Source organism: Methylomicrobium album BG8, assembly GCF_000214275.2.
In the GTDB taxonomy this organism is placed as follows: Bacteria; Pseudomonadota; Gammaproteobacteria; order Methylococcales; family Methylomonadaceae; genus Methylomicrobium; species Methylomicrobium agile.
The window spans coordinates 3,049,821-3,061,603 of sequence record NZ_CM001475.1 but is presented as its reverse complement, the minus strand read 5'-3'; the positions used below and the strand labels follow the sequence as shown (position 1 = coordinate 3,061,603).

Sequence of the window (11,783 nt, the reverse complement as noted above, 5' to 3'; positions counted from 1 at the left end):
CGAGGGAATCCGCAACGGAGAGCTTGCCACGTGCGGCGCATTATCGAGCGCTGAACAAGCTGTTCGGCGGCACGCTGAAGCCCTACGAGGAACTGCAAGCGGAATATCAAGCCGTCCAACGGCAAAACCGTTATTTTGGCTGATCAAGCACGTGCTTTATACCAACGTCTGGGACTTCAAGCTGGTGCCCTGGTATCCGCCAACCATCCCTGCGAAAGGCCGCTGGATTTGATGCGGCATATCGTCGAGGCCAGTTCCCGGCCCGGAGATATGGTGCTCGACACCTTCGACGGCAGCGGCTCGATGGCGATCGCTTGCCGGGCGTTGGGAAGGGGATTTGTGGGGTGTGAAAATGGGGAAAGAAGAGTTTGAGAGGGCGATGAGCAGATTGGCTACAAGGTAATTTGATGAACAAATAAGCGCCATTTGCTATCGAAAGATAAAATATTCTTTGTCATTTCCTGGTTTTAGATTACCATTAGCAGCGAATCCAGCCCTTAGCAGTAAGCATATTTAAATCATCTTTAATATGCCGACCCTCTGGGCTTTTTTTTGCCTTCTATTTTTATCAAGCCCATGAAGACAGCTATTTTAATTGACGGGGCATATTTTATTAAGCGGTTTCGCACCCTATTTCCGGAGCATGCTGCTGATGCTAAGAGGGCAGCCGATTTAGCCTTTCGGTGCGCATTGCTGCATTTGCGAGAGCGTAATAAAGAAAAGCATATAAACGCCCTTTACCGTATTTTTTTCTATGATTGCCCTCCGCTTGAGAAGAAAATGCATAATCCGATTAGCAAGAAATGCATTGATTTTGCTAAATCGAACGAGGCTGTATTTAGGCATGCGTTGCATCACGAACTGCGAAGAAAACGCAAAATGGCCTTGCGTCTTGGAAGGATTGGACCTGATGTTACCTGGGGCTTTAAGCCTGGAATTACTGAACGGTTGCTAAAACGCGAGATCACGATAGAGCAATTGACCGAGGATAATTTAATTCCCAACTTCCGGCAGAAAGGAGTCGATATGCGAATCGGATTGGACATCACCTCTATAGCCCTTAAGGAAACTCTGAATAAGTCCTACGCCTGGGATAAAATATCCGCAGCTTGCCATTTTCGATAGGTGCCCGCCATGAAGCAACTCGGACTCAGTGCCCCACTGTTTGTGAAGAAACCGAAACAGACTCGGCGGCAGCAATTTCTCCAAGAGATGGAGCAGGTAGTGCCTTGGAGTTTGTGGACGAGCCGGATAGCGCCGCACTACCCGACAGCGGGCCGAGGCCGCCGCCCCTTTCCCTTGGCGACGATGTTGCGCATTCACCTGATGCAGCAGTGGTTCGGCTATTCCGATCCGGCGATGGAGGAAGTATTGCACGACATGCCGCTGCTGCGCGAGTTTGCCGGGCTCGATGCGGGCGAGGACGCCCTGCCGGATGAAACCACGATCCTCAAGTTCCGGCATCTGCTGGAACGCCATCAGTTGGCACAAACCCTATTTGATGAAACGGCGGCGCTGTTGGCCGAAAAAGGCCTGTTGCTACGGCAAGGCACGATCGTCGATGCGACATTAATCGCTGCCCCGCCGTCCACCAAGAACCGGGCGCGCAAACGGGATGCCGAGATGAGTTCGACCAAGAAAGGGAACAATTACCACTTTGGGATGAAGGCGCACATTGGGGTCGATGCCGAGTCGGGGTTAGTGCATACTGTGGAGATGACCACCGCCAAGGTGGCGGATGGGGTCATGACGGAGGCGTTGCTGCACGGCGAGGAACGGGTCGTGCTGGGCGATCGGGCCTATACCCGCAAGGACCGGAATCTGGCGGCGGATCGCCTGGAAGGTGAGCCGGTTTGGGCCTTTCCGTTCAAGCGGGGGAAGGGTGAGGAGTTGCCGGTAGAGCAAGCCCTTCACAACCACATGCTGGCGCCGTTACGCGCCATGGTCGAACATCCGTTCCGGATCGTCAAGCGCCAGTTCGGCTATACCAAAGTGCGTTACCGGGGGCTGTTCAAGAATGCCCAACAACTCTACTTGCTGTTTGCCCTGGGCAATCTTTATCACGTTCGGCAGGCGCTGCAGCCGACCTAGGGAGACCTTTGTCCTTCGCCCTGGAAAACCGAGAACACTGAGTGAAATCACCCCGATAGCGGGCGCTGCCGGGAAGGATTTGCCCATTTTCGGCGAGGTGCCACGGATGTCGCACGGTGTCGCTTATAAAAACCACTTATTCAGAGCTTCCTTAAAAAACAGGCTGAACGGATCGTTCTGGTATCCGGCGATGCCGATTTTGTTCCCGCAGCCAAATTTGCCCGTCGGGAAGGGATTGACTTTATTTTGGACCCCATGTGGCAAAGCATCCCGGACGATTTATTCGAACACATCGATGGATTGCATTCGACTTGCCCGAGGCCTAAGAAAAAATCGGTCAATCAAGGTAGAATGCCTAACGCTTAAGGCGAATTCGTCGATAGGTAACCCGCTATGATTCAGGAGAATGGCGGTTTACTGCACGAAACCGTCCTACGCTCTACGGCTCTGCCCCCCCAGCCAGCCAGCTACTTAAAATTTTCCAAACCCCAAACCGACGGACGGAAGCTTCTGGGATTATGCTGTGATTGCCTGCCTGTTCCAGAAAGTTGGTGCTTCTGTCCGCGGCATATTCGGCCGGCCGTTAAATTTAAACCCAGAAGGTTCAACTTTTATGAATTATTGTGGGGTTTTATACTGTTCCGATCAGTTCATAACTAAGTAGATGCTATTGCGTTATAAAACTCAGGATAAAAAATGATGATCAGCTTTTAATACGTGTGAATGGGTAAATCGTTGAAAACTAATAATACTGATAACCAGAAAGATATTCAGCCACGCTTAGCAATCTGTACGGCATTACCGAAGGAATTAGCTGCTTGCCTAGCAATATTCGATTCGACAACTCCCTTGAATTCAGATTGTCCAGATGATGCTAATCAGTATTGGTGGGGGAGTTTACCGAGCCGTGGCGGTGGAAAACCTCATCAGGTTTTGGTGACATCGCTTGTAAAAATGGGCAACAATGTTGCTGCCACGGCGATAGCGAATCTTATACGTAGTTTCCCGACTGTTGAATGTATTTTGATGGTCGGTATTGCTGGAGGAGTGCCAGACCCTAAGAAAGTTGAAAGCCATGTTCGTCTCGGCGATGTGGTTGTTACCAACGAAAAAGGCATTCTCCAGTATGACAATAATAAACGAGATTCAAACCTAATTGAGGTCCGCGATAACTCTCCTAAACCTGGCGCTTTTTTAATAGCAGCGGCTAAAGCATTGGAAGCTGAAAGATTGTTAGGGAAACATCCTTGGCAGGATCATATTGCCCGATGCAATCACCTAGAAGATTATCAACGACCGTCTTCAAATACAGATGTATTACGTGACTCAAGTGATAAGAAAAAACGTATCAAACATCCAATTGATCCGTGGCGTAATAGACATCCAAACAGTCCCAAGATTCATCTAGCAGCTATCGGTTCTGCAAATACCCTACTGAAGGACGCAATTTTTCGCGATCAATTACGGGATAAACATGGTGTTCGCGCTATAGAGATGGAAGGATCGGGAACGGCAGATGCATCTTGGAGCGCAGGACGTGAATACATCGTAATACGAGGTATTTGTGATTATTGTGATGAGCAGAAAAACGATATTTGGCAAAACCATGCAGCATTGGTAGCCGCAGCTTATGCTAGGTCATTGATCGAAAATTTATCCTATCATCCACCAAGGCAGCGCGCCGATAGAAATCCGTTTGTGGCATCAGAAGGAGCCAGCTCGTCTGTTGAAAGAACAATTATTGTTTCTTCCAATTTATCGGATGATATTGAGCAATTGCTTGTCGATTTAGGAGAAGCCAAGGCAGAAAAAACTGGAATCAATTCGCTCAATGCGAGGGCGTGGCGATGCCGAAGAGGCCTGGCAAGCATTGTCAGCCGAGCTTGCTGCTTTGGCTGGCACTCGAATACCACAGGAAATACAAGCGAATTATTATTATCATGCGGCCCGTTGGGCACAAGAAGACGAAAAACCTCCTGAAGAATGCCGCCGCTACTATCAAACTGCTCGCCGCCTAAATCCAGAATTGGACGATCGGACCTATCGGGCATTTGAAGCGGTTTCTGAAAATCGATTTGATGATGCCATTGCTATCCTTTCCCCGCTGGATTCGGAGCCAGTGGCAATTAATCTTCTTAAATGTCTATTAGATTTCAATCGTGGAGCCGAAGCAGACGAGTTTATAAAGAAGCTCGAAATACCCATCACCGACGAAATACGGCGTTTTCAAGCGCTTTGCCGTTTAGCGGCTGGCAACATTGATGGTGCCTGGCTGGTTCTCGAACCTACTCTGCCCAGGCAGGAAAATAGTACCCTTTTCCAATTGACTGCTGCTTACATTGCGTTTTGGCAAGCAGTGCCTGCTGGATTTCATAATCTTGGCGATCTTCCTCCGCACTTTTTCCAACCAAGAATGTTTTCGCTTGACGCTAACCAGAAGCGACGCATGCAAGATGCTTTAAATTTTTTGGAACATGCTTTAACGCTGGTAACTTCCAGTACAAAGAAAGAAATAGGTCGAGCTGTTATAGATGCGTATCTTGCGGTTTGCGTTAATTTGTCGGAAAAACATAATGATGCTATTGAAAAGGCGAAACTGGCTCTTATAGAAAATTCAGTTGCTCCTTCTCCTATTTTATGTCTTATTTGGTTGGCTGCCGATTACCAATGGATTCATACCCTTGAAGCCCTTTCCACCGCTTGTACAAAGCCCTATCCACCAATCTGGCAGATCGAACTACTTGTAGAGATACTATTGCATACAAACCAAGCCGAATCTGCTTGGCAATATCTTTCGCGGTATGAACATCGCTTTTCAACACTTGATGAAAAAGTGCGCTGGTTTGATCAAGCGGTTCATTCTCACGGTATATTAGGTCGTCTATCCGAATTGGAGAACCGAATAAAAAGTTTAGATGGAAGTGTTGTGCAGCGTAGGATTGCCGCTGGGTACTGGATACAACGAGGGGAAGTAGACAAGGCGCTTATGATCGCAGAAGGTTTGGCTAAATCTCCAGGCACAATGCTAGATCATCTTAATCTTGTCAGACTTCAACGCCAGAAACGTATGTGGCAGGAATTGACTATTTCTGCTAACTGCTGTTTAAGCCTGTTCAAGGAAACTCCGGCAGATATTGTTATTGCGCTTGCACAAGCATGGCTGGCGCTGGAATCACCGACCGATGCGTTAAATGTTTTGGAGAAAAACAAGCATATTTTCGAAAGCGATAACAAAATCAACGATTACTATGGCGGCTGTTTGGCAGCCTATTTAGCTACTGAGCAGCATGAGCAAGCTTGGGAAACGAGTGAATATCTTTGGACACAGAATCCTGATGAATCTTTATTGATGCAGCGTGCCCAGCTTCAGATAAAGATGGCGAATATCCCATCAGCGTTAGAAATTTTAAAGCGTGGCGTTGAACAGGGATATGAGACACCGCAGATATTGATAAACCTTGCACATTACTCCTTAACTCAAAACCGAGAAGAAGCATTCGATTGGGCAAAGCGGGCTGTTGAGCGTTTTCCCAATGATCCACAACTACTCCTCAATGCTATGCATATCGGCTTTAATGCCGGTCATAGCGATTGGGCGTCAATGCAAATGGCCGTTCTGCAACGTGATTATTCCGACACGGGCTTATTTTGGAAAGCAAAGCTGCCGAACTTGTTGGAGTACATGCATGAACAACAAGAACGAAGTGCTGAAAACTGGAATAAATTCATTGAAGGGGGCTTACCTATCCATCTTTTGCTGGATATGGAACGACGTACATTAGGAGCCGAGTTTTATTTGCACTGGCATCACAATCGTGACATACCTGTTGGCAAGCATGTTCCTTTTCCACTTGCTTATGGCGGTAGGCCTTACGAACCTTTACCTCGAAATTGGGAAGGCCGAAATTTAACGATGGATTATTCGGCCTGTTTGATGGCTCATTTGCTTAAACTCTTTCCCTCTCTCGAAAGCGCCTTTGAGCACATCTATGTTCCTCCTTCTCTGTTCACTGTGATATTGGATGAAATTCAACGTCTGGAGCAAATACAGCCGGATAGGATCGAACGGTCAGAAACCTTGCTTGATCGCTTAGGATCACTGCCAATCACTCTCTTGCCTCAACCTGTATTGGAAACAGGAGACTTCGAAGGTTTGCAGCTTATGGATCGGGTTAATTGGTGCCTAGCCGAAAAAAATGATTTGTGGATTGTAGATGATCAGTTTGCAACTGAAACCTTTGAGTCTGGGATTATCCCCGATAAATTAGAAGCTCTGAGGTTAAGGGAGGCAGAAGTTTTAACAATTTTGCGCGATAAGGGCGAATTGCTATTAGAAGAAAACCTGCTTAAGCAATTAACTAAGCATCCTGTTGATCCTCGAAAAATAGAGCAATTAAGAATTAAAACCGGTTTGCTGGTAGACCGGCCTTTCCTTGAATTGCTGATTGAATTAGATGGATTAGAAGCTGCCAGCAAAGTTTTTAATTTGTATTGTATTGAAGGTATCCGTGAACAGCTAAACCGCGATATTGAGAGCTATCGTTATCGGAAAAAAGTAAAGGACTGGTTAGATTCTTTGCTTACCGAATTTAAACGTTTTAAATCGAAAAACAAAATAAAATTACTGCCGCTTTATAAAAGACCTTCGAAACAGCATAGTGGCCAGCCGTTAAGCTACGAACTGGAAGAAATTTTCCTAGGTATGGAAGATATAGATTGGCCTGTTTGGATCGACGACCGCATGCTGAGCAGTTATCCTTCGGTTTCCCGGCAAGCACCTATTGTCGGTGTCCATGACGTATTAGGTGCGCTTCATTCACGTAAGAAAATCAGTGATGGCAAATTCCTTGAGTGTTTTCGGAATTTATATCGTGCAGGCGTAAGTTGCCGCCTTCCGTCTGTTTCTTATCTGTTGGAAGAATTAGCACAACTTAAGCTTGCCCCGAACTCAAACGAGCTATTCGAAAATTCCTCTTTGGCAATCCTTCGTCAAACGCTTTCATCATTATTCAGGACTAATTCCATACTGAGTAAGACGCCATTTCGTGCTGAGTTAATGCCAGAAGAAAACGAATTCCGGTTTCAACTCCATCGCTTTATCGATGCTGCAATGGTAGCGGTATGGACTTCCGATAAATTTGATGCGACCCAACGTATCGCAATCGCAGATTGGCTTTATTATCAGTTTTTGCCGCAACGTGGGCGCGCAGTGTCGTGGGAAGCCTGTATAACTGATCCGATACAGGGTTTGGCAACAGAACAAAGCTTCAGGATGAGCCTTGCATGGCAGTTTTTAGCTCAACCGCAGACAATTAGTGCGTATTATCGCTGGCTTTTTGCGCATATAGAGCCCACCTGGAGAAATTGCCCACAACTGCGCGAAACTGCATTATCCCGCTTTGCGGAATTGGTTATCAAATTGTTGAATGATTTTCATAAACATGAGAGAGAAGCAAGGCTGATTGATATATTTGTGAGTCCACTGAAGTTTCTTCCAAGTGATGTTCTGAATCAATTGCTCGACCATCCTAATCTGGAACCTCGTTTAAAAAAACATTTCATCGATGTCGTTCATATTGATTCGCTCAATTTATCCTTTTCGGTAGATGATTGGAGAAAATTAGCAGAAGATTGTATTAAACTCGGTCCAGATAAACAGTTATTCATAACACGGAAAGGAAGAAAGATTGCTTTAGAGTTTAAACCCAGAAGTGGAGTAGGCGATGCAATTCTCGTATCGAGCCAAACTATAAACGGTACAGATGTCAGAGTAAGCATGCTGGGGCCATTTGAACGTTTGGAACATCCTGAACAGATCCATCGTATTGAATGGTTAGAAGATATGGTTAGGGCGGAGCTTTTGGATAAAGAGCTTGCTGAGCATTATCGCCCAATGCTGAGCAGTGACGAATTCAGCACCACTGCCGCTGCCTTACGTCAACGTTGCGAACGGTGCAGCAGCTTTTTCTTCACTTTTGCCGGGTTAGTGCTCGAAATATCGGAACTTCCCGAGCACGATTGGGCTTGGATTTTGCCTATTTATAGCGAAATATTCGAATTCGAGTCTTCAATTGATCTCTCAAATGCTTCCAATATGGTTGAGTGGTTGTTTGGAACTTGCAGCGATATTTATGTAAGGAAGAAACATTTTGCCACTTTTGCTGCTTTGCCGTTTGGTCCTCCTTGGAATTTGGTTACAGTAATCGAACAGGCTTTATCTGAAAGCAGAATTTCGGTTGATAGTTTAATTCCGATAATTGGAGAGCTTGCCGATTCGAGTTCCAATCCTATTACTCTTCAAAACCTTCTGGCCGCCTGCCTTCAATTATTTAGTTCAGAGGCTTTGGTTATAGCGGAATCCTTAACCAAAACTTTGCTGGCATTGGAGCCCAATCCTAAAAAGAATGTGGAGTTCGATCTCTATATACAGCTTTTACATCTCGCATGGAATCATTTCCAGAACGAAGAAGAATTTAAGAAATACGATTATGAGCAACGCATGGTATGGTCATATGTCTATACTGATCGCATGATGGATAGCCTTAACAGGGAAAAATTGCAGAATCCTAATTATTTGGCTAGTGCTTCGAAAAATCTGGAAGTTATATTGGCAGCCATGCAAACCCGAAGAAATCCGTTTGAAAGTAATCTCGACGATACTGAAGATGCCACTTTACCATCGGCGGCTTCATGGTGGAGAACGGTAATCGGAGGAACATTAAGTATACTGGAGAGAAATACTGATGCCTTACAAGGTTTTCAACAAGCTGTTTTGGATTTAATACAACCATTGTTAGAAGCTTGCTTTAAGTTTGATCACGCCAAACTTCGGGGGCTCGAATTTCTTGAATTTGCCGATTACCTGAATAACTCGAAAAACAGTCCCATTAATAGCCAAGGCTGGACAATTGCGAAGAAGCTACAGACGCAGCTGAATCATGAACAACTTCTTTCTGCATCGCTTCCTATACAATTCTGGCTATCTATTGCCAAAGAGCTTGACGTCAATGTATTAGGAGGGTACTTCATGATTTTGGCACGCTTTCCCGTGCCAGAGGAATTGGTTGAATCATTAATCAATTTACTTAATGTTCTGATTGATGAAAACATACTCAATGAAAAAAATAAAAATTTATTTTTTGGAATAGCTGAAGTGCTTGGCCGATTAGGAGATGAAGAAGCTTTAAAATTGCGTGAGCGTCTTATGGATATTTCGATAAAGGGGCTTACTGATGACTCTACGCTTTGGTCGATAGTAGTGGAACTGGTAATCAAACTTAAACGTAACGAAAGCTATGAACAAAAAATCAATGCTTTTATTGCTATGGCAAAACGAATAGTTGAAATATTGCCAGAAGAAGCTTATGAGTGCGGTAGTTTTTATGGGTTTCTTCGGAATATTGAAGCTTATTTGCCCCCAAAGGTTTGGCCGGAACTATGGGCTTTATAGTCAAATCGCAAGAAGAAATAGAAGGCTATTATTTTGTACTGTTGTTGAAACAAAAATAGGTTACGCAAAGTACACTACCAACCAAAGCTAATGTTGGAAGTAGCTCATAAGAATAGAAAAGGCTTCTTGAAGAGGAGGCACTAGAGACTGGCGCACCCGAAAAGATTCGAACCTCTCACCTCAGCCTCCGGAGCGTGTCCAGGGGAGTTTTTCAACTTTTTCAAACACGCTGAAACCCCTTTGACTCAATAGTTTAATCAACTTGAAAGTGGCTCAACGTGTTTAAAAGCGTCCGGTTTTGTTTGGCGTGGCGTATTATTTGGTGTATTTTTTCAGACCTCAGCCTCTGACGGCTGTTTGTTTTTTCGGGCCGGTTTATGATCACCAGGCATAAAAAAGCCGGGTTGCCCCGGCTTCAAAGCTGCTGAAAAATACGGTAGAAATCTTTCTTTTTCAAGCCGGCTTGTTCAGCCATGCTTTTGATCAATGTTTGCGAAAAAGGGGCTTTCGGGCAATCCACGGTGACTTTATACAGCCTGCCGTTTTCCATCTTGACCCATTGCTCATGCGAGGTGCCTTTTGAAGGCCGGGCGACAAATCCGAGATAAGCGAGAATTTTCTTAAGGAAGCTCTGAATAAGTGGTTTTTATAAGCGACACCGTGCGACATCCGTGGCACCTCGCCGAAAATGGGCAAATCCTTCCCGGCAGCGCCCGCTATCGGGGTGATTTCACTCAGTGTTCTCGGTTTTCCAGGGCGAAGGACAAAGGTCTCCCTAGGTCGGCTGCAGCGCCTGCCGAACGTGATAAAGATTGCCCAGGGCAAACAGCAAGTAGAGTTGTTGGGCATTCTTGAACAGCCCCCGGTAACGCACTTTGGTATAGCCGAACTGGCGCTTGACGATCCGGAACGGATGTTCGACCATGGCGCGTAACGGCGCCAGCATGTGGTTGTGAAGGGCTTGCTCTACCGGCAACTCCTCACCCTTCCCCCGCTTGAACGGAAAGGCCCAAACCGGCTCACCTTCCAGGCGATCCGCCGCCAGATTCCGGTCCTTGCGGGTATAGGCCCGATCGCCCAGCACGACCCGTTCCTCGCCGTGCAGCAACGCCTCCGTCATGACCCCATCCGCCACCTTGGCGGTGGTCATCTCCACAGTATGCACTAACCCCGACTCGGCATCGACCCCAATGTGCGCCTTCATCCCAAAGTGGTAATTGTTCCCTTTCTTGGTCGAACTCATCTCGGCATCCCGTTTGCGCGCCCGGTTCTTGGTGGACGGCGGGGCAGCGATTAATGTCGCATCGACGATCGTGCCTTGCCGTAGCAACAGGCCTTTTTCGGCCAACAGCGCCGCCGTTTCATCAAATAGGGTTTGTGCCAACTGATGGCGTTCCAGCAGATGCCGGAACTTGAGGATCGTGGTTTCATCCGGCAGGGCGTCCTCGCCCGCATCGAGCCCGGCAAACTCGCGCAGCAGCGGCATGTCGTGCAATACTTCCTCCATCGCCGGATCGGAATAGCCGAACCACTGCTGCATCAGGTGAATGCGCAACATCGTCGCCAAGGGAAAGGGGCGGCGGCCTCGGCCCGCTGTCGGGTAGTGCGGCGCTATCCGGCTCGTCCACAAACTCCAAGGCACTACCTGCTCCATCTCTTGGAGAAATTGCTGCCGCCGAGTCTGTTTCGGTTTCTTCACAAACAGTGGGGCACTGAGTCCGAGTTGCTTCATGGCGGGCACCTATCGAAAATGGCAAGCTGCGGATATTTTATCCCAGGCGTAGGACTTATTCAGAGTTTCCTTAACGTCCTTGCACGTCAGCGGGGGATAATCGCCGCTCATGCCGGGCGTAAAGGCATCGTTTCATCAAAAATGCGCTGATGGGTATGGCACAGGGCGATTTTCAGCCGAATAAAATGAAATCTTAGCCAGGCGGACAGCGGGGCGCTTCTCGACAGTAATTGCGCGGCATACGCTTTGTCTTCGCCTGCCAGCGCATCATAGACATAATCGTTTATCATCGCTTCCAGCTTGGTTTTGACTTCTTCGAATGAGTCGCCTTGAGCGGCCAAATTGAAGTTGATGCATACAGCAACCCAGCAATTTTCTTCTTGCTCGGCATAGCATTTCAAAATCAGTTGTTTGGGGTCCATGGCTTGCTCGCGGTTTTAGTAATTTATTACTAGACCAGTATACCAGACCGGTATATAAAGACCGCGCAAAAAAGCCGGGTTGTCCCCA

General features: G+C 46.8%; 8 protein-coding genes. 5 read left to right on the top strand and 3 right to left on the bottom strand.

What is annotated here, in order from left to right; translation table 11 throughout:
- Positions 1-135 precede the first annotated feature (135 nt).
- The 5 genes from METAL_RS21020 (at position 136) to METAL_RS13125 (ending at position 9,541) form a co-directional block, all read left to right on the top strand.
- Positions 136-372 (top strand): DNA methyltransferase, encoded by a 237-nt coding sequence (locus METAL_RS21020; protein WP_169740935.1) that lies wholly within the window; start codon positions 136-138, stop codon positions 370-372.
- Positions 373-576: 204 nt separating this feature from the next.
- Positions 577-1,125: a PIN domain-containing protein gene (locus METAL_RS13135; protein ID WP_005373028.1), complete on the top strand. Its 549-nt coding sequence runs from the start codon at positions 577-579 to the stop codon at positions 1,123-1,125.
- Positions 1,126-1,134: 9 nt separating this feature from the next.
- Entirely contained in the window at positions 1,135-2,091 is a 957-nt protein-coding gene (locus METAL_RS13130) for an IS5 family transposase (RefSeq protein ID WP_005369238.1), read from the top strand.
- Between the two features lie 723 nt (positions 2,092-2,814).
- Positions 2,815-4,071: a 5'-methylthioadenosine/S-adenosylhomocysteine nucleosidase family protein gene (locus METAL_RS22180; protein ID WP_005373025.1), complete on the top strand. Its 1,257-nt coding sequence runs from the start codon at positions 2,815-2,817 to the stop codon at positions 4,069-4,071.
- 433 nt (positions 4,072-4,504) lie between these two features.
- On the top strand, positions 4,505-9,541 hold the full coding sequence (locus METAL_RS13125; RefSeq protein WP_425357671.1) for a tetratricopeptide repeat protein: 5,037 nt from the start codon (positions 4,505-4,507) through the stop codon (positions 9,539-9,541).
- Positions 9,542-9,956: 415 nt separating this feature from the next.
- Here METAL_RS13125 and METAL_RS13120 read toward each other — a convergent pair whose 3' ends face one another.
- From METAL_RS13120 to METAL_RS13110, 3 genes are all read right to left on the bottom strand, one after another.
- The gene (locus METAL_RS13120; protein ID WP_245549531.1) at positions 9,957-10,157 is read right to left on the bottom strand and encodes a type II toxin-antitoxin system HicA family toxin; all 201 of its coding nucleotides are present in this window, start codon (positions 10,155-10,157) and stop codon (positions 9,957-9,959) included.
- A gap of 159 nt (positions 10,158-10,316) precedes the next feature.
- Positions 10,317-11,273 carry an IS5 family transposase gene (locus METAL_RS13115; protein WP_005369238.1) on the bottom strand — a complete coding sequence of 319 codons (957 nt, stop codon included), beginning with the start codon at positions 11,271-11,273 and terminating at the stop codon, positions 10,317-10,319.
- 107 nt (positions 11,274-11,380) lie between these two features.
- Positions 11,381-11,695, bottom strand: coding sequence for a hypothetical protein (locus tag METAL_RS13110; RefSeq protein ID WP_005373020.1), 315 nt, complete (start codon positions 11,693-11,695; stop codon positions 11,381-11,383).
- Positions 11,696-11,783: the final 88 nt, after the last annotated feature.

Excerpts from the sequence above, each read along its gene's own strand:
- METAL_RS13130 (WP_005369238.1), top strand. The coding sequence starts at position 1,135 with ATGAAGCAACTCGGACTCAGTGCCCCACTGTTTGTGAAGAAACCGAAA.
- METAL_RS13115 (WP_005369238.1), bottom strand. The coding sequence starts at position 11,273 with ATGAAGCAACTCGGACTCAGTGCCCCACTGTTTGTGAAGAAACCGAAA.
- METAL_RS22180 (WP_005373025.1), top strand. The coding sequence starts at position 2,815 with ATGGGTAAATCGTTGAAAACTAATAATACTGATAACCAGAAAGATATT.
- METAL_RS13125 (WP_425357671.1), top strand. The coding sequence starts at position 4,505 with ATGTTTTCGCTTGACGCTAACCAGAAGCGACGCATGCAAGATGCTTTA.
- METAL_RS13135 (WP_005373028.1), top strand. The coding sequence starts at position 577 with ATGAAGACAGCTATTTTAATTGACGGGGCATATTTTATTAAGCGGTTT.
- METAL_RS13110 (WP_005373020.1), bottom strand. The coding sequence starts at position 11,695 with ATGGACCCCAAACAACTGATTTTGAAATGCTATGCCGAGCAAGAAGAA.